This window comes from Helicobacter sp. MIT 01-3238, assembly GCF_003364135.1.
Taxonomy (GTDB): domain Bacteria; phylum Campylobacterota; class Campylobacteria; order Campylobacterales; family Helicobacteraceae; genus Helicobacter_B.
Window position 1 is genome coordinate 67,646 of sequence record NZ_NXLN01000003.1, and the last position, 22,499, is coordinate 90,144.

Sequence of the window (22,499 nt, forward strand, 5' to 3'; positions counted from 1 at the left end):
GCGAGATTATTGCTTAGGTAGCTATTGCTCGTGGTATTGCGTTTTAAGAGTTTGAAATTTTAAGGGGAAGTATGCCAAATATACAAAAAAAGATTGCAAGCCAAAAAGATATTGCAAGCGTTGTCTTTATGCGTTTTGTTGTTTTTTTGGCTAGTTTGGCATTTGTGGTGGGATTTGGCACAAATGCCAAAGCTACGCAAGCCGCCCCAAAAAATACCATACAAGAAAGCAGTAAAGAAAGTAGTGCAAAGCAACAAGAATCTAACCTCAAAAAGCCTAGCTTGCAAGAATCTAGCCAGCAAGAATCAAACTCATTAGATTTTGCTTTGCAAGATTCTCAAAATATCTCACAAAATCTACCTCAATCTACCCAAGCACAAGAATCACAAGAAGCGCAAGATGACGCGCAATCTAAGCTAAATACCACCAAAGAATCCAAAAAATCACAAAGCCCAAGCCAACAAAAAGCGTGGAATGTCTTGCATTTCCGCAAAAAAGTGCCAAATAAGCCACAATTTGGCTCTATCCACGCTAGCGAGCAAGCGGAGCAATCTAGTCGCTTTGAATACAAGCCATTTGATTCTGCGCCAGACTATGAGACAAATTTCTATACGGATTCTGCACGCAAAATCCAAACCCAGCAAACCCAGCCCTACTTTGAGCTAGGCAAGTTTTTGCGACTAGAAAATATCGAAATCTCTTCATTTACCACCTATGCGAGTATCCACTCTCAAATGCTATCCCCCGTGCTTGGAGATAGGTTTGAGAGTGGGTATAGCGCGCTTTTTGCGCGATTTACCTTTGAGACACCAAAGCTAGCAGGAATCTATCTAGGAGGCACGCTATCTGCGCTAGCACACCTAAGCGACATAGGACGCAAAAATGTCGATAGAGGCACACCTGAAATCATCTCGCTTTTTATCAACAATGACGAAGCCAAAGATATTTTTCTCACAAGCGACAAAGCACATATCGCAGGGCTATATGTGGGTGTGCTAAACAAAAGTGAGACTTTGGGAGTGCGCATAGGGAGATATGGTGCGAGGTATGAGTGGCTTGGGGACTATTTAGAGGGAGGGGAAATCTATGGGCATATTAGCGGGGTTAGACTTGCTTTTGGTGGGTTTTATCGCCAAAGCTATGCAAACCCTAGTGAAAACTCGGCTTTTGGGCATATCAAGCGACTTTATGAAGCATATCAAGGCTATGATTTGAAGATGAATTTTTATGCTGATGCAAACTATGAGAGTGAAAATCTCCAAGCTAGAATCTATGCAAACTATCTGCATAGTCTTTATGCGGTGGCGGGGTTTAAGCTAGATTTTGCTACAAAAGAGTTGGCAAAAGATACGAATTTTAGCTTTTTATTGCACGCAAATTTTGTAACCGCAGGGGTGCAAGAGCCTTATAGTGCGCTAAATTATCGCGAGTGTGGGAGCAATAACTTTACCGCGCACCAAGCCGCTGCAAATGCAGGGCTAGTGTGCTATAAAAAAAATAGCTTCAAAAATGGCTTTGGCGAGCTAAATGGCGGTATGCTTCACTTAGAGGGTAGGGCGCACTTTGGTGGGCTAACACTTGCAGCGGGATATGTAGGCAATGACAAAAATGGCGCAACAGACTTGCTACCAATCTATGCAGATAACAACCCTCTAGAATACAACACCTACATTTATGGCGAGGGTGGGCAAAGTGGCTATGTGCGCATAGACTATCGCCGTGCTGGCAAAAAGGCGATAAAAGAGTTTGGTGGATTTATTGGCTATGGTAGAAGTGTGTTTTTCCCCAACGGTAGCCTAGAAAACAGCCACTTTTCCAATCAAGCAGTAGGCGAGCTAGAGCTATCTCTAGCAAATATACACTTACACCTTACGGTTGCTTACATAGATGAGTGGGCTAAGCCAAACTCTATGCAGTCAAAATCACTTATATCAAAGCTATGGCTAGGGTATATGTTTTGATTGTGTGCCCTTATCTGTGATAATGGTGGCAACAAAGCGATAATGTTTTTTGGTTGGTATGATTTTTGCGTATGTGTGTGGAGTGCTTGATTTTGGGGCTTTTGGGTGGGCAAAATGCGCGTGAATCTAGCAAGAAGCCACAAGCAAAGCCGTTTAGAATCGGTTTAACCACGATTTGCTAAATGGTTAAGAAATGGTTGTAGAATCTAGCCCAAATGCCTATTTTGCGCAAAGATTTGTCGCCAAATTTGTAGCGTTGTCAAATCAAAAATCTAAACTAGATTTTGTGCTAATCAATAACATAAATAAGGCACAATAAATCTGCCCAAAATCTGTATAGGAAAATAAAAAGTGAAAAAAGAACAAAGAGACATTGCTTTGATTCCATATCCACAAAGAGCATTTGCTATGAATACTTTTACTAGAAATGTGGTTGGTGGATTTTGCTTGTGTGTGTTGCCTTTGCTACTCACGCTAGCACAGGCTAATCCCCAAACAGATAAAACAAATACTAAAGAATCAAGTGCCAAAAAAAGTGCCAAAGATTCAAATCTACCAAAGCTTGATTTTAAATCTGTAATAAAGTCCTACAAAGACACTTCACAAAATACTTCAAAAGAGGGCTCGCAAAATACCCTACAAGAGCCACTAACAGAGCTTACAAAAGAGACATTTTTTGATTCTGTGGAGGCAAGAAATGTTAACCTTATCAAAAGCAAAGCCACTTTTGCAAGCCTGCTAGAATCCCAAAAAGCCTACAACTCTTGGGAAAGCCCCTATGCCGAAGTGGAGGGTGATAGCACCAAAAATGGCTATGGCAGGAGAGAGCTAGAAGTAAGTGCGCTTTTTTTGCTAAAGCCAAAGCTCCCTTGGGTGCAGACACTACTACACAAATCCCTAAGCCTGCAAACTTTGCAATACCAAAAAACCTACAATCTTTATAAGAATCTTGCTTTTATTTCGGCTAAGCAGCTCTATCTTACTTATCTCATAACAAAAGAAAAATATCATATTTATATCCACCGTGAGAGCAATTTTTTGTCCCAGCTCCAAATTGCTCAAGCCAAGCTAAATGCGGGTAGTATGTCCAAAAAAGACTACATAAGTTTTAATAACGCGTATTTGGATGCTAGGCTTCTAAAAATGCGCTCCCAAACTCAACTACTTGATTTGCAAAGACAGCTTCATCAGATTTTGGGTGTGGAGATGGGAGAGATTGTCTTGCCTGATGAGATTGCAGAATCCACAGATTCTAGCCAGATTGGCACGAGTGGCAGTGCAGATTTTGGTGCAAATGACGCAAGTGGGTATGATGACTATGAGAGAGCGCAAAAAGGGGCAAATCTATCTAGGCACATTGAGGAGCAAATCCTTTCATCACGCAGAGATGTCGTGGTAAAGGGGCTAGATTTTGCCTACGCGCAAATATCTTTGCCAAAGGCAAGGGAGAATCTAAACTCATCGCTTTATACCGAGATTTTGGATTTGCAGGCAAAAGACTATAAGACAAATGCCAAAATCTCTAGCCGAGAGAGATTTGATAGCATAGAGATAGGCGCAGGGGTTGTCCACGCGGAGTCAAGCGATGGAGTGAAATTCCGCGTGAGTGTCCCACTTCCCTTTACGCCCAAAAACACCCACTTAAAGCGCAAGTTTTTAGCCCTACATAGCGGTGCATTGGCAGAATCTCAAATCACTAAGACAAATCTAGCCATAAGCCTAGATTCTTACTATGAGCAATTAAGGAACAAAAAAAGCTATATCGAGCTACAAAAGGAAAATATACAAAACAAAAAGGGGCTAGTAGAGATGGGCAAAATCGCCTATGAAGCACAAAAAATCAGCCTTTTTGAATACCTCACCTACCAAAACGCATATATGGATAGCCTTATCACGCTTGCTGATGCCAAGCTAGAATACATAGCTATCCAATCAATGCTAGAAGAGACACTAGGGGAAATGCTACAATAAGGCTTACTAGCAAAAAGTAGCAAGAAGTCATAAGGAGTGATAAATGAGAGAAGATTTTTTACAAAAAATTGAGCTAATCAAAATGAGGGCTAATAAAGTGCTTGCCGATAAGATTTTGTTGCGAAAGATTGCCCTTGTCGCTAGTGCAGTGCTTGTGGTGGTGCTACTTATCGTGTTTATCGCTACAAGTGATATGACACAGGACAAACAATCAATGGCGCACAGCGAGCAATCTCATCAAACTCAAGATACGCATTCTTCGCAGGATTTTACACAAGAGCAGATGAAAGAACAAAATCTTACAGAGCAAGATAGTCAGCAAGATTTCGCACAAAGCCCACAAAATCTCCAGCCAAGCGAGCAAGATTTTGCAAGCTCTAGCCAAGTGCCGCAAGCCTTGCAAAATCCACAAAGCCCTTTAGATACGCCAAAAAGCATTGGCACAAACGCGCAAAATCCACAAAACTCGCAATATTCCGCGCTAAACACGCAAGAAGCTAGAGGAGATACTTCTACCAAATATGATGAAGTCAAAGTAAGTGCTTCTCAAGCGCAAGGGCTTGGCATAAAGGACATTCCTATACAAAATCCAAGCATTACTAGAGGTGTGCCTTTTAACGCACTTATCGACTTTGATGACAAGGAGTCTGCTACACAAAGCTCGACTTTTGATGTCGTGGTGGTGGGGATTTCTATGCGTGAGGGGGAAGCGATAAATGAGGGCGATGAGATATGTGAGATAAATTCTAATGAGCTAAATAACTCTTACTTCGAGCTAGAAAATGCACGCAATCGCTACCGAGTAGCCCAAGAAGTCGCCCAAAAAGACAAAGGGCTGTATGAATCAGGTGTGATTTCACAAAGAGAATATCAAACAAGCTATCTAGCTAGCCGTGAGCTATACCTAAAACTTAGTCAGCTTGAAAACTCATTTAAGCTATTTGGCATAGACCCCAAAAACCCTAAAGGCAAAAGCGGATTTCGTGTAGTGGCTAGCTCTAGTGGGATTTTGTCAGTCGCACCAAAAACCACAGGGGAGAAAATCCCCGCATTTACGCCCTATGTGAGAATCTCAAAGAGCAGTGATTTGCTCGCACGCATAAAGATTCCCGCTTCTATATCAGACTATGTGGTGCCGGGCTCTAAAGTATATAGCGAGCAAGGGCAGTATGTGGGGGATATTTCTACCGTATCAGTCGTCATAGATAAGACAAACAACTCCATAACTGCCATTGCCAAACTCCAAAAAGGCGTATTTCGTGTGGGCGAAGTCGCAGATATTTACATAGAGGGCAAGCAGCCAAAAGGCACTTTTGCGCTTCCCTCCGATGCGATTATCAAAAATGGCAAGGACAATCTAATATTTATCAAAACCCAAGAGGGCTACATACCTCGTGTGGTAAATATCGTAGAGAAGCGAAGCAAGTCTTTTGTGATAGATTCTAGTGGATTTAGAGGCGATGAGAAAGTCGCTTCAGGCTCTCTAATCGCACTAAAAGGGCTTATAAACAATGTCGGTATAGGAGGACATAGCCACTAATGCTAGCAAAAATCATAGAATTTTCCCTTATCCAGCGAATCATTATCCTCATACTTGGCTTTGGGCTACTTGTATTTGGTGGATATAGCTTTATTAGTATTCCTATTGATGCCTTTCCAGATGTGTCTTCTACACAGGTAAGAATCTCTGTCAAAGCCCCCGGAATGGCTCCAGAGGAAGTGGAAAATCGCGTAGTGCGTCCTTTGGAGCTAGAGCTGCAAGGACTTCCTAGCCAAAGGCTTTTGCGCTCAAACTCTAAATACGCCATAGCTGATATTGTGCTAGATTTTGAAGATAGTCTAGATATTTATCTAGCGAGGCAGATGACAAATGAGCGACTTGCAAATGCCATAGATGATTTGCCAGATGGCGTGGAAGTGCGTCTAGCACCGATTGTAACGCCTCTTTCTGATATGTTTATGTTTACTATTGAGGGGGATATTAGCGATATGGAGAAGCGCATATTGCTAGATTTTACCATTCGTCCCGAAGTGCGCAAAATCAAAGGTGTAGCCGATGTTAATTCGCTAGGTGGCTTTGCAAAGGCGTTTGTTGTTATGCCAGATTTTAACGATATGGCAAGGCTTGGCATAACAATAACCGAGCTAGAAGAAGTCCTAAAAGCAAGCCTAAAAAATGACGGCGCAGGACGCGTGGATAGAGATGGAGAAAACTTCCTAGTCAAAATCCAAAATGCCGCGCTAAACCCACAGCAAATCGCAGAGCTAGCCATACAGACGAAGTTTGGCTTTGTGAGAATAGGGGATTTTGCCACAGTGCAGACTAGCTCGCTTACACGACTAGGCTTTGTAACCAAAGACGGCGTAGGCGAAGCCACACAAGGAATGGTGCTATCGCTAAAGGGAGCAAACTCTCGTGACACAATCGTAGAGATTTATAAGAAGTTTGATGAGCTAAAGCCACTTTTGCCAGATGGGGTAAGCCTAAATGTATTTTATGATAGGAGTGATTTGACGCAAAAGGCGGTAAATAATGTAACAAAGGTGCTTATTGAAGCTATTGTGCTAATTGTGATTTTGCTGTTTTTGTTTTTGGGGGATTTGCGTGCAGCGGTAGCTGTGAGTGTGATATTGCCTTGTGCGCTTAGCGTGGCGTTTATCTGTATGAATCTAAGTGGAATGAGTGCCAATCTAATGAGCTTAGGCGGGCTTGCTATTGCTATTGGGATTTTGGTGGATTCTGCGGTGGTAATGGTGGAAAACGCCTTTGAAAAACTTAGCACAAACACCACCACGACAAAGCTACACGCCCTATATCGTGCGTGCAAAGAGATTTCGCTATCGGTGGTTAGTGGTATCATCATCATCATTGTGTTTTTTGTGCCTATCCTCACACTAGAGGGAATCGAGGGCAAAATGTTTGGTCCACTTGGCAAAAGTATCGTTTTTGCCTTGCTTGGCTCGCTCGTGCTTTCTATAACGGTTATCCCTGTCATCGCTTCTATCGTGCTAAAAAGCAAGGAGCATCACGAGACTTGGCTTATGCGACATATCAACAAAATCTATGAGCCAGCCCTAAATTTTTGCCTTGAAAAATCAAAGCTAGTCATCGCAAGTGCGCTTATATTTTTGGTGCTTGCTTTGAGCCTTTTTCCTTTCATTGGGCGGGCGTTTATGCCAACGCTTGATGAGGGAGATGTCGTGCTAATGGTAGAAACTACGCCATCGATTTCTATCCCACAATCACGCGATTTAATCTTGCGCATAGAAAAAGCTATCAAATCCTCCGTCCCTGAAGTAAAATCTCTAGTCGCTCGCACGGGGACAGATGAGCTAGGGCTTGACTTGGGCGGAATGAATCAAACCGATATGTTTATATCATTTATCCCAAAAGAGCAGTGGCAAGTAAAGACAAAAGATGAGGTTATCAAAAAAATTGCCGCTTCTTTGGAGCAGTTTGTAGGCATTAGCTTTACTTTCACGCAGCCAATCGATATGCGTATAAGCGAAATGCTAACGGGCGTGCGGGGGGATTTGGCGATAAAAATCTTTGGCGATGATATTGACACGCTAAATGCCCTAAGCAAGCAAATCAAAGAGATTTTGCAAGGTGTGCGTGGAAGTAGCGAGGTGTTTACCACGCTAAATGAGGGGGTAAACTATCTTTATATCACGCCAGAGAAGCACATTATGAGTAATGTCGGGGTTAGCACTGATGAGTTTTCAAAGTTTATGAAAAGCTCCCTAGAGGGGATTTTGGTGTCTTATATCCCTATGGGTGTGGCTAGAATCCCCGTGCTTATCCGTCAAGAGCCAGAAATCGCTAGTGATATTACCAAGCTAGAAGCACTAGAAATGTTTTCATCAAAGGGCTATGTCGTGCCTGTGAGCTCTATCGCAGAGATAAAAGAAGTCGATGGTCCTGTAACGATAGTGCGTGAGAATAATCGCCGTATGAGTGTAGTGCGAAGCAATGTAGAAAATCGAGATTTAGGAGGGTTTGTCGATGAGGCAAGGGCAAAAATCACCGCTCAAGTGAAATTGCCAGAAAACTACTTCATCACTTATGGTGGGCAGTTTGAAAATCAGCAGAGAGCAAATGCGCGCTTTGCTGTGGTTATCCCTATTAGCATTGTAGTTATATTTTTTATCTTGTTTTTCACATTTAAAAGCGTGCCTTTAGCATTGATGATTTTGCTAAATATCCCATTTGCCGTTACGGGCGGGCTTATCTCGCTATTTGCTTCGGGTGAGTATTTCTCTGTGCCTGCGAGTATTGGATTTATCACGCTATTTGGTATAGCGGTGCTAAATGGTGTGGTGATGATAGGGTATTTCAAAGAGCTTATTCATCAAGGATATAGTGTTGATGAAGCAGTCGTGCGCGGAGCAAAAAGACGCTTGCGCCCGATACTTATGACGGCGTTTATCGCAGCATTTGGGCTTATCCCTATGCTACTTTCAAGTGGAGTGGGTAGCGAGGTGCAAAAACCACTTGCTATTGTCGTGCTAGGTGGACTTGTAACCTCTAGTGCTTTGACACTTTTGCTATTGCCCGCTATGTTTAGAATCATCGCCAAAAAGATAAGAATCTAGCAAAATCAATAAAAGGCGCGGAAATGTGTGTATTTGAAATCTATGCGGATATAAGGCTAAAAGATGCTATTGTAGATATGCTTTTGGAGCGTAGGCTAAATGACTTTTTTTATTTCGTCTGTGATAAATACGCTTCACGAACACTTCTGCAGACTTCGCGTGAGCAAGTAAGTGGCAGGAAAGAATATGGGGTGTTTAGGCTTTTTGTGGATTATGATAGTGCAGATGAGCTATCACGGGCAATATATGAGGAGTATGAGCGAGAGGGTGTGAGGTGCTATATGCTTGAGGGTGTGAAAGAAATGCCATAAGGATTTTGCTTAAATATTTTTGCTTGAGGGGGATTTGCCTAAAGATTTTGCAAAACGCCAAAAGGGCTTTAGAGAATCAAAGAGTTTTTAATAGAATCATAAAAGGTTTTTTAAGGGGAATGCAAAAAGAGAATATAAAAAGTCGCAAGAAGCCAAGAATCATAAAAGCAACTTAAAAAAAGTGTCTAAAAATCTCTCATCATAGACTATGATGAGAGATAAAGCTGTAAGCGAATGAATAGTTTAGCAAACGCAATCATTATGCTAGCAACCACCGCGCCGACCAATCAAATCATTGTCAAATCATTGCGACAAGCGAATGACACATAAGCTTAAACCCACGCACCACCGACTTTGTCTAAGTAGTGCTATTTTGGGCTTGTCTTAGTCGCCTGTTTCTATGATTACGCGGTTATTTGGAGACTGAAGTGGGCGATTGTTTTGTCCAAACACTTTTGTAAATGCTGCAACTTGTGCTTTGGAAGCCTCTAAAGGCATAGTATTTACTATCCAAATGACACCCTCTGTGCAAGGAGGAGTGGTAAGAGAGCCATTAAGCCTTATATAAGAGTCTAGCCCTTTAGTGAGCGTGCTCATATCAAGTTTAGCAAGGTTTGCTTTCTCTCCCTCTTTTTGAGGCATTACTTTTTGGATTTCTGCGATTGCTGGGTGCTCTAGCCCTGCATTAAACAATATGGCGATGACAAGTAGCTGTCCGTTTTTTGCTTTATGGACTAGGTGAGCTTCCATTTGGAAAGATTTGCCCGCGACTTTGTGCTCTGCTGGAGTGTGGAAATGTAGCTGGATAAGGTCGTATTGTGTCTTATCAAGAGTGATAGAGCTACCTGCTTTGAAATCCACTTGGATAGTATGTCCGTTGTTTACGACATTTTGGACATCGCCTTTGTAGCTAAACTTGATAGGGCTAGCAGTGTTTGCTTGGAAAACATTTTCCATTTTTATATCAATAGGGGATTGATATACGCCCTTTTTGCACGCGCTATATTCTGGAGACAAATCGCCCCATTTTGCAGGTGCATTTGTCCCTTTGTAGCTCCAAGCTGCGCCGCTATGTGCGTTTGCGTTTGCATTTTTTGCTGGTGCGGCACTCAAAGTGCCTACTAGACTTGCGCAAGATAGCGCACCTACTACACAAAGTGCTGAAAATCTCATAATAAACTCCTGTTTGATAGATTATTGTCGCGCTTCTTGTGATTGATTCACTCTACGAAGTGGCTTCTAACTCGCACTAGCAAAGATAAAACAAAGCACAACAAACACAAACAATGTAACAAAATCCTATCATATTTAGGTTAAAAATCTAGCTAAATTCTTATTTTTTGTTGTTTTTTGCGTATTTTTGTTTGCATAAAAATTTATGTGTATTTTTTGTGCATTTTTTGCAAAAATATTGACAAAACCATTTTTTTTTTTTGTAGAATTTGGCTTTATGAATTGTCGTAAAAACAAAAGCGACAACTAAAAAGATTTAGGGAGCTAAGATATGTCAAGCGTAAAACTACGAAATATGCAAAAGCTAGTGCTAGACTTGGTGGCTTTTGTGGCATTTGTGTGTGTGCTAGCAAGTGTGCTTGCTAGCACAGCAAGTGCGCAAAAAACACTAGAGAGTGGAGCACGCACAGGGTTTATCGGGCGAGTAGGCATAGGGGGCGAGTATCTAAACCACAAGGCAGGAGCAAGCAGGCTAGATGGCTTACTAATGTCGATAAATGGCACACTAGGGTGGAATTGGCGTGATTATGCAAAGCTAGAATTTAGCGGGAGATTTGGCGCGGGGACAAACAATATCTATGGAGCATATCCCATAGGGGCGACACAGATAGGAGCACAACCCCTGCTTAATCAAAACTTTAATACTAAGTTCAAAGGAGGGGCGTTTATTGATTTTGGTGGAGAAATAAAAGGTGGATATAATCCTATCTCTATACTTAAAGCGTGGCAATACCCGTTGTTTATCAATTTAGGTGGCGAGATGAGATTCTTAGCGCAAGGCACAGGTCTTTCGCCGTATGCTACCACAATATTTACCTCGAACCTTTTTGTCGAGCTAGATGGGCAAGCTAGACTAAACCAAAAATGGACACTAGAATATCTTGCTAGGTTTTTTGTCGCAGCAGGAAGTATTAGTATTGATGGGGCTAGTATTACTCAAAGTGCTGCAGATTTGAGTTCTATTATCTCAGGCTATGGATTGAAGTTTTCACTAGGCACGCAATACAAAATGGGTAAAAATGCCTACTTTTTCACAAGGCTAAATCTAACCTACCAAAATCTAAGCGCGGGCGATACAAAGCAAATCACCATAAGCACAAACTCAACAGATGAAGGGATAAATGCTGGCGCAAGTGCAAATGTGCGCTACCCACAAAGCCATACTATTTATACGGGCTTACAGCTTGGATTTGGATTTTAAGGAGGTGTGAGATGAATATAAATATACTTAACGCAACACGAAAGACATTTTTTGTTATCTGCGCTTTTTTGGGCTTGGGACTAAGCAATACTTATGCAGAATCTACCCTGCTAAAAAATGGAGCTTATAAATCACTAGGAATAGGCACGGGGTATTATTATTATGGTGAAGTTGACGAGAATGGCGCGCATATTATGAACCTAGATATGGCACTTTTAAATATTTATGGAAATCTGGGCTATGTGGCAAGTGGTGGGTTTAAGATAGATTTTGCTCTAGATGCAAATATCGCACTTGGGCAATATACAGGTGGTATATTAGATGTTTCTGATGGAGAAAAAGATAAACAAAGACTTGTTAGTTTTATGATGAGTAGCTTTTATCACGCCGAAGTGAAAGCGGGGTATAATCTGCTTAAAGCCTTTCTAGCAGAAAATGCGAGCTTATATTTTCAAGCTGGCTTGGGGTATTATTTCAATCGCACGGATTTGCTAACTATGGATAGACTACAAGGTTACTTATATGTGCCAATCCAGCTTGAAGGCGAGGTGGCACTAAGCGAAAAATGGGCGATAAACTATATGGGTGGGATAAATGTATTTGTATTGGGCAATCATCTATCCACCTCGACAAAATGGCATTTTAGCAGGGATTTAGATGTATTACAAGATGAGGGCTTAGGCGCAAAGGCATATATCGGTGCAACTTACAAAACAAAGAACGATAGAGTAAATTCTTTTAGGCTTGTGTATGAGTATTGGAGCTTAGCTGACTCACCCGGCGTTAGGGTAACAAAACCAGATTACAAAGATAAGACAGGTGCTACAATCATAAGAACTGGACTTTATGAGCCCAAAAATAGCTCACACATACTTACCATACAATACTTGTGGAATTTTTAGTTTTTGCTAAACGCTTTGATATTTTAAGTCTTGATTTTTAAGGGGCTTATGCTTGTGTTTTTGCAGTTTTTGCTTTTTGTGGATTATTTGTGGCGGAGTGTTTGCGGTGGCTAAGCAAATGATAGTGCAAAAAGAGCAATCTAAAAAGCGACAAAAAAGCAGGAAATGCAAGGAAAGAGCGCAATAAAGCAGAATGCAATAAAGCAATACTAGATTTTGTTTTGTAAGATTTGTGGGGTTTAAATGTAGCAAAATGTATCGTTGGCAAGCGTTGGCGGGCTGGCGGCTGGCGTAAGAATCCAAGCGCAAGATTCCAAAGAAATAATCCAAAAGACAAAATCCAAATACGAAATCAAGGCAAGCCAAAATCTTAGCTTACCTTGAAAAAGTGATATAGACAGAAGTGATTATTTTGCTTGTTTGTCCGTATTTGGACTACTTGGTATCAAGTGTCTTTTTGATAAGCTCTTCGCCAATCAAGTCATAAAACTTAGGATAAATCCCTACCATAAGTTCTTGCCATTGCTTCTTTTGGGCTTCGCTAAGCGTGTAGATAGTGAGTTTGCTTGGATTTTTGCTAGCGTAGTCTTTTAGGTTTTTGAGTAGCACTGCTTCGTCTCGCTCGCTCTCTTCGCGCTCAAAAAGTGTCGCTTCTCTCATTGCTTGTTGCACGACTTCTTTTAGCTCATTTGGCAGCTCTTGCCAAAACTTCTCGCTTGCGATGACAAGGTATCCCAAGTAGCCGTGATTACTCATTGTTACGCTTTTTTGCACTTCATAAAATCTAGAGTTGTAGAGGTTTGAGAGTGGATTTTCAGCAGCATCGACTACGCCTGTTTGTAGTGCGCTATACACTTCGCCGAAGTTTATGTTTTGGGGATTTGCACCCATTGCTTTTACTTGCTCTTCTAGGACTTTGGAGCTCATTATGCGCATCTTTTGTCCTTTTGCGTCTTCGGGAGTGATGATAGGCTTTTTGTTTGTGCTAAACTGCTTAAAGCCAGAATCCCAATAATCAAGTGCTATGAAGCCTTTTTTGGCGATTGCTTGCTTTAGAATCTCGCCTACTTCGCCATCCATTACTGCGTGCAAGTGGGAATTATCACGGAATATAAAAGGCACATCCCATAGATTAAATTCTTTTGAGATAGGTGTGAATTTGGAAAATGCGGGGGCTGCTAGCTGAATGTTGTTGCGCTTTAGCTCTTGGAATACTTTGTCATCATCGACAAGCTGTGCGCTAGGGAAAACCTCTACCTTTAGCCTACCACCGCTTAGCTCGCCCGCTCTCTTGGCAAACAAATCTGCGGCTTTGCCTTTGGGTGTGCCACTACTTACTACGTGGGCAAATTTGATAGTGTAGGTTTTGTTTGGGTCGTCTTGGGGTTTGTCCCCACACGCTACAAAAAAGCTAGCTGTGGCGATAAGTGCGCCACCTAGCAGACTTGTGCTAAATGCCTTGTGGATTTTGGGAAAAAAGCCATTTGATAGGTTTTGTGCTGTTTTGTCCATTTTTGCTCCTTAATTTAGATTTGTAGGACTTTTGTGAAAAGCACTAGATTCTAGCTTAAAATCCTAAATTACTAGATATTTTTGCTTACCTTTGTGGAATCTTTCAATGAATGGTAACTTTATGAAACAAAATAAACTAAAAAAGAAAACAAAATTAAAAAATTTTTTTTTGGAGTAGGGGGGAATCTTGTGAGAAATAGAAAAATAAGTGAAAGAGGTAAAAAAGAAAGTCTAAACAAAAGCTGTCAAACTTTGGTGTTGTAAAAATGCTTTAAGAAGTGTGCAAAAGAGATACAAAGCCAGAATCAAATCTAGCCTTGTATCTATAAAGTAGCTATGAGGGACTAGAGCCTAGACTCATATCGCCGTAGCATATAAAGTCGTTTTAGCATTTTTTTCTTAGCGTTGATTTTTTGCTTTTTGCGTTTTTCTGTTTTGCTTTCAAAAAACCTGCGTGCTCTGCATTCTGTAACGACTAGATTTCTATCGGTTTGCTTTTTGAATTTGCGATAGGCTTCATCAAAAGATTCGCCTTCTTTTACTCTGATACCGGGCATTTGTCTCACCACCTTTCTGTTTTAGATTTTGGATTTTTAAGCTGTCTATAAGCCAAAACACAATCAATCCAAAAAACACTTTAAGTGCGGGATTTTAGCAAAAATCGCATAAATTTCAACTAAATTTTACGCAATCTTAGATACAATTTGCGTTTTGCGATTTTCTACAAAATCTAGCAAAATAACTGCCTAAGAAGCAAATAACCAAATGTGCTCGTAGCTCAGCTGAATAGAGCAACAGGTTGCGGTCCTGTAGGTCGGGGGTTTGAATCCCTCCGAGCACACCATTTCTAAATCTATCTTAAATAATCGCTTTCTGCCCAAACCCTTACAAATAAAACAAAAATCCAAATAACATAAAATCAATCCTAAAAGGCACAAAAATGCAAGAGAGAAAATCCGTAGGAATCATCGGCTTAGGGCTTATCGGTGGCTCTATGGGGCTTGCTCTGCGTGAGGCGAGCGAGTCAAAAAGTTCGCCGATTGTCTTTAGTCGTATCTTTGGCTATGATACTAATCCTTTGCATTCACAGCAGGCTTTGTCTTTGGGACTTGTCGATGAGTGTGTGGAGTTTGGCGAGATTGAAAAATGCGATGTGATATTTTTGGCTACGCCACTTGATGCTATCATCGACACTCTAGGGAAGCTAAAAAACATAAAGCAAGATTGCGCTATCATTGATTTGGGTGGGGCTAAGCAAAAAATCATCGCTTCTATCCCTCCGCAAATCCGCAAAAACTTTGTCGCAGCTCACCCGATGAGTGGGACAGAAAACTCTGGTCCAAGTGCTGCGATAAAAGGGCTTTTTTACAACAAAATCGTAATCATCACTGATGAAGAGCACAGTGGGCAATCCCAAGTCTCCCTAGCCAAGCAAATCTTTATCTCCATAGGTATGCGACTAATCAAAATGAGTGCCACAGAGCACGATAAACACACCGCGTATATTTCTCATTTGCCACATATCATCTCTTTTGCACTTGCAAACACCGTGCTAGCTCAAGAAGAGCCACAAAATATCCTAGCCCTAATCGGTGGTGGGTTTAAAGATATGAGCAGAATCGCAAAAAGCTCGCCTATAATGTGGCGTGATGTGTTTGCCCAAAACAAAGAAAATCTACTAGAATCCATAGAATCTTTTGGCAAAGAAATGCTATACGCAGAAAGCCTCATTAAAGATGAAAAGTGGGAAGAGCTCATAGCGTGGATGGGCAAGGCAAATTCGTTGCATAAGTTTATGTGAGGGGTCGGGGTTTTTTGGTATTTTGAAAGATTGGGGGTAAGGTGGGTATTTTGATTGCTGTACTAAATTTGCTAGGGTGCTTCGTTTGGTTTTGGTGTTTTTGGTTCTTTGTGTGTGGATTGTTGCGTGGATTATCTGCCAAAATACCGCATATTTGCGATATGTAGGAGTTTTTTGGGCTGGCGGTGCAAGTCTTTGATGAAATGCCACCACACTAGGGGCTTTTTGAAACGAATTTGCTTTAGCATTGCCTTTAGCCCCATTGGGTCTTTATCTAGGGGGATTTTAAACACTTTCATCACATAGCCTAGCGTGATATTGCCAAAAAAGCCCTCATACTCCTTGCAAAGCCCGCTACAAAACCCACGACTTGCAAGACTTGTGCTCTCTGCGCGTTGCCTAAGTTGTTTAAAATGTGCAAAATCCGCACCTTGATTTTCTAGCGACTTCTCTAGCGCGCTTATCGCTTCATAAAACTCCCACAGCCTAAACCCCACCACCACAAAGCAATACGCCTTGAAATACGCTCGCATTTCTTTGTAACTCTCAAAATCTTTTCGTAAAGGCTCTAAAAAGCTAGGGAGCTTAGTAGGCATAGCACTTTTTGCATTCATTATCGAGCCTGCCCTTTTCCTATATACATAGAGTGCTTCATCACTATATGCACTCCTTTTTGCTAGGGCAAAAAGCAATGTCCCAAAGTCGTGGTCTTCGTGGTAGATTCCCTCTGTGTAGCGTAAGGCGTAGTGATTAAGGATACTTGCTCTAAAAAGTCCTTGTGGAGAGAAAAAGAAATTGTAGATTTTATTGTGAGAGAGAAGCTCTAAGCCACTCTCATAGCTATTTTTTTTGAGTTTGCCCATATATGTACCCTTGCTAAGTGTCTTTGTCTCCTCATCAAAATCACTCCAATTATGCACAAAAATATCTAAATCTTTTTCGCGCAAGTTTTTTACACATATCTCTATGCACCGTGGCTCTATATAATCATCGCTATCTATGAAGTGAATGAGTGCGTCTTTGGGAAGCTCTTGGGTGATAAAGTCATTTATCCTCTCTAAATCGCTTTTGATAAAGTTTGGTTGGATTTTTTTGAAGTGGGATTGCACTTCTTGCGTGCTAAGGGATTTGTAGGTTTTGGCAAAGGAGTGGGTTTGGGAGAGGCTTTGAATGTGGGATACTTCGGCTAAAGCCTCAGTATGACAAGAATCAAAAAACTCCCGTAATGCACTACCTTTGATAAACTCCATTCCTGTGTTGCGTGCTGAGCTAAGTCCTCCATTTGGCTTAGAGATGACAAAGATTCGCTTATCTTTTTTAGCAAACTCTAATGCAATCTCTAAACTCTCATCACTACTTCCATCATCGACTAGAATAATGTCTAGATTCTCATAGCTTTGTGTAAGCACACTTTGGATACACTCGCTTAAATACGGCGCGACATTGTAAATGGGGATAATGATAGAGACTAGGTGGGAATGGGGTTGATTAAAGGATTGCATCTGTGTCCTTAAAGCTATGAAAGTGAAAATTTGTAAATGTAATACTTCTGCTTCAATCTCAAAAATTTCTTGTAAAAACTTGTGGCAAGATAATTTAGAAGTGATGGATTTAGTTTTCTTTTTGCAAAATTGATATTTGAAATCTCTAGCTCTATACAAAAAATCTGCGCTAAATATCGCTCAAATGGCGAAAATTGCTCGCTTAAATCTAGCAGTGTATCAATGACATAGCTATGATTTTGTATTGTAATAAGTAGCTTTTCCTTATCGTTTCTTTGCGTGATAGAATTTTCATTGTCTTTGTAGATATATAACTCATCGCTTATGTAGGCGTAGTTTTTAGCATAAAATAAAACATTGATAAAATTTAGCCCATCTTCTGCCATAAGAAGCCTTTGGTTTAAATCTAGATTCTGCAAAGAGTGGGTATAAGTAGAGCGTAAAAATGCCTTGCCCCATAAAGTCCAATACTTGCCAATACCATTTTTTACAGATTCTAATACAAAATCTTTGATAGAAAAAATCCCGTTTTTAGGATATAAAAGGTTAAAATTCTTTTGTGCCTTTTGTCCGCTTTCTTTTGCCATTATGTGATTAAACGCCAAAATATCAATCTTTTGTCCTCTATCATTATATAATCGTAGCTCTTTATCTAGCCTCTCACACGCATTCACATTAAGCATATCATCAGCATCTAAAAACAGCAAATACTCTCCGCTAGCATTTAGCACCCCTTTGTTTCTCGTGGCAAAAGTGCCTAAATTTATCTCATTGCAAATAAGCTTTATTCGTTTATCTTTTGCCATAAATTCCTTGATTATGCTTGCACTATTATCTGTACTTTTGTCATCAACGCAGATAATTTCTATATTACCATAACTTTGATTTATAGCACTATCAATCGCTTCTGCTATAAAATCTTTTGCATTATACACGGGGATAACTATCGAAAATTTAGGATTTTGCATTTTTCTCTCTCAAACCAAAAAGGCGTAAAAATTTCTTTGGATTTCTCCAATAATTTCTTAACAAAAAATAAAAGTGCCGTAAGGTAATATTCTTATATCCCATTTTAGCTAAAAAATCCTTAACACTTGGTGTATAAAAACTGCTTACATTGTAAAAGTCATCTATATATGGCTTGATACAGCTTTGTATGGTTTTGCCAAAAAATTGCCTTTCTCGTCTATCTATTTTGTGATAATTATTAAGCCTAAACCCCACCACCACAAAGCAATATGCCTTGAAATACGCTCGCATTTCTTTGTAGCTCTCAAAATCCCCTCTCAAAGGCTCTAAAAAGCTAGGGAGTTTAGGAGGCATAGCGACATCTCTTTGATTATTCATTATCGAGCCTGCCCTTTTCCTATATACATAGAGTGCTTCATCACTATATGCACTCCTTTTTGCTAGGGCAAAAAGCAATGTCCCAAAGTCGTGGTCTTCGTGGTAGATTCCCTCTGTGTAGCGTAAGGCGTAGTGATTAAGGATACTTGCTCTAAAAAGCCCTTGCCACGCAAAAAAGAAATTATAGATTTTATTGTGAGAGAGGAGCTCTAAGCCACTCTCATAGCTATTTTTTTTAAGTTTGCCCATATATGCACCTTTGCTAAGCGTCTTTGTCTCCTCATCAAAATCACTCCAATTATGCACAAAAATATCTAAATCTTTTTCACGCAAATTTTGCACACATATCTCTATGCACCGTGGCTCTATATAATCATCACTATCTATGAAATGAATAAGTGCATCTTTTGGAAGCTCTTGGGTAATAAAGTCATTTATCCTCTCTAAATCGCTTTTGATAAAGTTTGGTTGGAGTTTTTTGAAGTGGGATTGCACTTCTTGCGCGCTAAGGGATTTGTAGGTTTTAGCAAAAGAGTGGGTTTGGGATAGGCTTTGAATGTGGGATACTTCGCTTCGCTCAGTATGACAATGAACATTGTCATTGCTAACTAAGTTTTTATTGTCATATTGAGGCTTTGCAAAAGCCGAAATATCTAAATCGTTTGTCATTCTGAGCGAAGCATTTGTGCGAAGCGAAGAATCTCTATCATTTCCATTTGAGATACTTCGGGCTATGCCCTCAGTATGACAAGAATCAAAAAACTCTCGTAATGCACTACCTTTGATAAACTCTATTCCATAGTTTCTTGCTGTGGCTTGCCCTCCATTTGGCTTAGAGATGACAAAGATTCGCTTATCTTTTTTAGCAAACTCTAATGCAATCTCTAAACTCTCATCACTACTTCCATCATCGACTAGAATAATGTCTAGATTCTCATAGCTTTGTGTAAGCACACTTTGGATACACTCGCTTAAATACGGCGCGACATTGTAAATGGGGATAATGATAGAGACTAGGTGGGAATGGGGTTGATTAAAGGATTGCATCTGTGTCCTTAAAGCTATGAAAGTGAAAATTTGTAAATGTAATATTTCTGCTTCAATCTCAAAAATTTTTTATAAAAACTTGTGGCAAGATAATTTAATGGCTAGCAATCCCACCAAAAATCCAAGAGGTAGGATTATAAAATGTAGATTATATCAAAAATTACCTTGCAAAGATTATTTTTAGCATAGTTAGGATTTATTAGGCAAGAAATCCTAACTCATACAACTCATACTTCTACCAAGCCAATCAATCTTGCCAAAAGCCTACCAAATCTGCCCTTGTCAATCTTACCAAATCTCACTAAGCCACACCGAAATCAATCAAAGTCAATCAACTCCACCAAAATCCACCAAAATCAATCTAACTCACGCTTTTTGGGGATAAGCACCACGCAGATTATCGCTACTGCCATTAGCACCCCAAAGTATACAAAAAACCCCTCCTCTATTCCGCTAGCTTTAAACTGCAATGCCACATAGTTGGCACTTCCGCCAAATGCTGCTGCCCCAATGGTGTAGCTTATCCCCGTGCCAAGTGCCCTCACTTGCGGTGGGAACAAAGTCGTTTTAAATATCCCAGCCACTGCGCTATAAAATCCAAGCATAAAGCACATAAAGCCTACGATTGCAAACAAAATAAGCGGGTCGCTTACTCCCTTCATCAGCCAAAACAGCGGATACACGCCAAAAAAGGCAAACACGCAGAATATGAGGAGCGAAACTTTTAAGCCGATTTTATCACTTAGCGCACCCATAAATGGCACGACAACAAATAGCACAAGAAGCGCACCTAGCATAATGTTGTTTGCTATGTGTGCGTCTATGCCGTTGTTTATCATATAGACTTTGGAATACACCGTGATGATATAATATGCAGGCGAGCACCCAGCGGTGATTCCAAGCACGAGGGCAACACTTTTCCACGATTTTCGCAACGCTTTGAAGCTACCTCTATCCTCGTATTTTTTTAGCTTCTCACTAGAATCATCACTCATAAATGTCCTAACAAGTAGGCTTAGAAGTGCTAGCACACCGCCGCTAAAAAACAAAATCCGCCAGCCAAAATCCTGCATTTGGGATTCGTCCAAAAACAAAAACAAAAAGCTAATGCTAGCCACTGCTAGAAGCTGCCCACCGATTAGGGTTAGGTATTGAAATGATGAGTAAAATCCCCTCTTGCCTTTGGGGGCTACTTCGCTAAGATAAGCTGCAGCTATGCCATACTCCCCACCCACAGCCACGCCTTGCAAAAGTCTAGCTAGCAGAAGTAGCAAAATCGCCACATCGCCGATAGTGTGTTTATCGGGCAAAAAAGCAATGCTAAAAGAGCCCAGTGCCATAAACACGATAGAGACTACCATAGAGCTTTTTCGCCCGACTTTATCGGCAATCGAGCCAAATATCACGCTCCCCACAGGTAGCATCAAAAATCCCGCTGCAAACACGCCAAATACGGAGATTTGCTGAATGAGTGGCGAGGTGGCGTTTGAGAAATTGTGCGCGAAATACACCGCAGCAAAGCCATAAATGTAGAAATCAAACCACTCTACGAGATTGCCACTGCTTGCGGCGATGACGCTTGAGATTCGCTTAGAATCGCTTAAGTTTGCGTTTATCTCGTTTTTGTCGTGTTCGTGTTTGTGATGTTTGTTATTCTTTTTTGAGTGCATTACTGCTCCTTATTTAGATTTTTATAGATTCTTTTGCGTAGAATCATTTTAAGATTTTAGGGTTTATCTAGTCTAGTTTGGCTTAGTTTGTTGATTTTGGCACGGATTTAGGGGGCTTTGGGTTAGTCTAGTTCGCGCTTTTTGGGGATAAGTGCGACACATACAAGCGATATAAACGCAAACACCCCAAAATACACAAAAAATCCTTGCTCAATTCCGTGTGATTTGAACTGCAAAGCGACATAGTTTACACTTCCACCAAAAATCCCCACACTTATCATCGCACCTAGCCCTGCACCAAGTGCGCGGATATGCGGTGGGAAAAGCGTGGTTTTGGAAATGCCAGCTACTGCTGTGTAAAAGCTAAGCATAAAGCACATAAAGCTAGCTATGCCAAATAGCACTAGATAGTCTTTGGTGCTTCCAAGTAGCAAAAATAGCGGATAGATTCCCACTATGCAAAATCCTAGATAAATGCTAAGCGAGGTTTTAAACCCGATTTTATCGCTTATGTAGCCCACAAGCGGTATCGCCACACATAGCACACAAAGCGCACCTAGCATAATGTTGTTTGCCACAAAAGCGTCTATGCCGTTATTTATCATAAAGATTTTGGGATATACCGTTATGGTATAAAATCCTATCGTGCATCCAGCAGTAGTGCCAACTACGAGGGCTAAGCCTTTCCACGATTTAAAAAGTGCGCTTAGGCTACCTCTATCGCTATATGCCTCCAAAACCTTGTGAGAATCATCACGCATAAATCCACGAAAGATAAGGCTACCTAGTGCTAACACACCACCAGCTAAAAACAAAATCCGCCAGCCAAAATCTTGCATTTGGGATTGGGACAAAAATAAAAACAAAAAGCTAATGCTAGCCACTGCTAGAAGCTGTCCACCGATTATGGTGGCGTATTGGAATGACGAGTAAAAACTGCGCTTGCCACTAGGGGCTATCTCGCTAAGATATGCTGCGACTATGCCAAACTCCCCACCAACAGCTATGCCTTGAATAAGCCTAGCAAGCAGAAGTAATATAATAGCTGTGTCGCCTATGGAGGATTTATCAGGCAATAGCGCAATAGCAAATGAGCCAAATGCCATACACAAGATAGATACTATCATCGCTTTTTTGCGAGAATCTCTATCGGCTATGCGCCCAAATATCACACTCCCCACAGGTAGCATCAAAAACCCCGCTGCAAACACGCCAAAGACTTCGATTTGTGCTAGCAAGGGCGAGGTGGCGTTTGAGAAATTGTGCGCGAAATACACCGCAGCAAAGCCATAAATGTAGAAATCAAACCATTCAATTAGATTGCCACTGCTTGCTGCTACTATGCTTGGGATATGGATAGGTTTTGTTTGCATTGTGATTCCTTAAATGACACGATGAATAAATGCAAACTTTTCCAAAATCCATAAGATTAAATGCGTAAAACT

Annotated in this window: 17 protein-coding genes and 1 tRNA gene; 10 read left to right on the forward strand and 8 right to left on the reverse strand. The window is 40.9% G+C overall.

The features are described from left to right. Nucleotides 1–71: 71 nt before the first annotated feature. The 5 genes from CQA40_RS01740 to CQA40_RS01760 all read left to right on the forward strand — a co-directional run bounded on the left by CQA40_RS01740 (nucleotide 72) and on the right by CQA40_RS01760 (nucleotide 8,839). Nucleotides 72–1,961 (forward strand): hypothetical protein, encoded by a 1,890-nt coding sequence (locus CQA40_RS01740; RefSeq protein ID WP_115519271.1) that lies wholly within the window; start codon nucleotides 72–74, stop codon nucleotides 1,959–1,961. A gap of 351 nt (nucleotides 1,962–2,312) precedes the next feature. Continuing rightward, on the forward strand, nucleotides 2,313–3,932 hold the full coding sequence (locus tag CQA40_RS01745) for a TolC family protein (protein ID WP_115519272.1): 1,620 nt from the start codon (nucleotides 2,313–2,315) through the stop codon (nucleotides 3,930–3,932). A 43-nt stretch (nucleotides 3,933–3,975) separates the two neighbouring features. Further along, on the forward strand, nucleotides 3,976–5,472 hold the full coding sequence (locus CQA40_RS01750; RefSeq protein WP_115519273.1) for an efflux RND transporter periplasmic adaptor subunit: 1,497 nt from the start codon (nucleotides 3,976–3,978) through the stop codon (nucleotides 5,470–5,472). Next, entirely contained in the window at nucleotides 5,472–8,528 is a 3,057-nt protein-coding gene (locus CQA40_RS01755; protein ID WP_115519274.1) for an efflux RND transporter permease subunit, read from the forward strand. The genes CQA40_RS01750 and CQA40_RS01755 overlap by 1 nt, the downstream gene beginning before the upstream one ends. Nucleotides 8,529–8,551: 23 nt before the next feature. Then, a complete protein-coding gene (locus CQA40_RS01760) occupies nucleotides 8,552–8,839 on the forward strand; it encodes a DUF3240 family protein (protein WP_115519275.1) in 288 nt (95 codons plus the stop codon). Nucleotides 8,840–9,223: 384 nt separating this feature from the next. On the opposite strand, the gene CQA40_RS01765 is transcribed toward CQA40_RS01760, so the two are convergent. Next, nucleotides 9,224–10,012, reverse strand: a complete 789-nt coding sequence (locus CQA40_RS01765; RefSeq protein ID WP_115519276.1) for a carbonic anhydrase — start codon at nucleotides 10,010–10,012, stop codon at nucleotides 9,224–9,226. Between the two features lie 331 nt (nucleotides 10,013–10,343). On the opposite strand from CQA40_RS01765, the gene CQA40_RS01770 reads away from it, so the two are divergent. From CQA40_RS01770 to CQA40_RS11500, 3 genes are all read left to right on the forward strand, one after another. Continuing rightward, complete coding sequence (locus CQA40_RS01770) at nucleotides 10,344–11,273, forward strand: hypothetical protein (RefSeq protein WP_115519277.1); 930 nt, start codon at nucleotides 10,344–10,346, stop codon at nucleotides 11,271–11,273. Nucleotides 11,274–11,284: 11 nt separating this feature from the next. Continuing rightward, nucleotides 11,285–12,175 carry a hypothetical protein gene (locus CQA40_RS01775; protein WP_115519278.1) on the forward strand — a complete coding sequence of 297 codons (891 nt, stop codon included), beginning with the start codon at nucleotides 11,285–11,287 and terminating at the stop codon, nucleotides 12,173–12,175. 261 nt (nucleotides 12,176–12,436) lie between these two features. After that, nucleotides 12,437–12,559 (forward strand): hypothetical protein, encoded by a 123-nt coding sequence (locus tag CQA40_RS11500; RefSeq protein WP_258864418.1) that lies wholly within the window; start codon nucleotides 12,437–12,439, stop codon nucleotides 12,557–12,559. A 51-nt stretch (nucleotides 12,560–12,610) separates the two neighbouring features. Here the strand turns inward: CQA40_RS11500 and CQA40_RS01780 are convergent, their stop codons facing one another. Both CQA40_RS01780 and rpsU read right to left on the reverse strand, forming a co-directional pair. Beyond that, nucleotides 12,611–13,687, reverse strand: a complete 1,077-nt coding sequence (locus tag CQA40_RS01780; protein ID WP_115519279.1) for a DctP family TRAP transporter solute-binding subunit — start codon at nucleotides 13,685–13,687, stop codon at nucleotides 12,611–12,613. 344 nt (nucleotides 13,688–14,031) lie between these two features. Beyond that, nucleotides 14,032–14,244: a 30S ribosomal protein S21 gene (gene rpsU, locus CQA40_RS01785; RefSeq protein ID WP_023926966.1), complete on the reverse strand. Its 213-nt coding sequence runs from the start codon at nucleotides 14,242–14,244 to the stop codon at nucleotides 14,032–14,034. A gap of 210 nt (nucleotides 14,245–14,454) precedes the next feature. Here rpsU and CQA40_RS01790 point away from each other — a divergent pair. Then, nucleotides 14,455–14,531, forward strand: a tRNA-Arg gene (locus CQA40_RS01790). Between the two features lie 96 nt (nucleotides 14,532–14,627). Beyond that, on the forward strand, nucleotides 14,628–15,488 hold the full coding sequence (locus tag CQA40_RS01795; RefSeq protein WP_115519280.1) for a prephenate dehydrogenase: 861 nt from the start codon (nucleotides 14,628–14,630) through the stop codon (nucleotides 15,486–15,488). Nucleotides 15,489–15,619: 131 nt separating this feature from the next. On the opposite strand, the gene CQA40_RS01800 is transcribed toward CQA40_RS01795, so the two are convergent. From CQA40_RS01800 to CQA40_RS01820, 5 genes are all read right to left on the reverse strand, one after another. Then, nucleotides 15,620–16,990: a glycosyltransferase family A protein gene (locus CQA40_RS01800; protein ID WP_115519281.1), complete on the reverse strand. Its 1,371-nt coding sequence runs from the start codon at nucleotides 16,988–16,990 to the stop codon at nucleotides 15,620–15,622. 14 nt (nucleotides 16,991–17,004) lie between these two features. Further along, nucleotides 17,005–17,958: a glycosyltransferase family 2 protein gene (locus tag CQA40_RS01805; protein WP_115519282.1), complete on the reverse strand. Its 954-nt coding sequence runs from the start codon at nucleotides 17,956–17,958 to the stop codon at nucleotides 17,005–17,007. After that, complete coding sequence (locus CQA40_RS01810) at nucleotides 17,945–19,384, reverse strand: glycosyltransferase family A protein (RefSeq protein ID WP_115519283.1); 1,440 nt, start codon at nucleotides 19,382–19,384, stop codon at nucleotides 17,945–17,947. Before CQA40_RS01810 ends, CQA40_RS01805 begins: the two co-directional genes overlap by 14 nt. Nucleotides 19,385–19,740: 356 nt before the next feature. Next, nucleotides 19,741–21,054 (reverse strand): MFS transporter, encoded by a 1,314-nt coding sequence (locus tag CQA40_RS01815; protein WP_115519284.1) that lies wholly within the window; start codon nucleotides 21,052–21,054, stop codon nucleotides 19,741–19,743. 122 nt (nucleotides 21,055–21,176) lie between these two features. After that, nucleotides 21,177–22,427 (reverse strand): MFS transporter, encoded by a 1,251-nt coding sequence (locus tag CQA40_RS01820; RefSeq protein ID WP_115519285.1) that lies wholly within the window; start codon nucleotides 22,425–22,427, stop codon nucleotides 21,177–21,179. Nucleotides 22,428–22,499 lie beyond the last annotated feature (72 nt).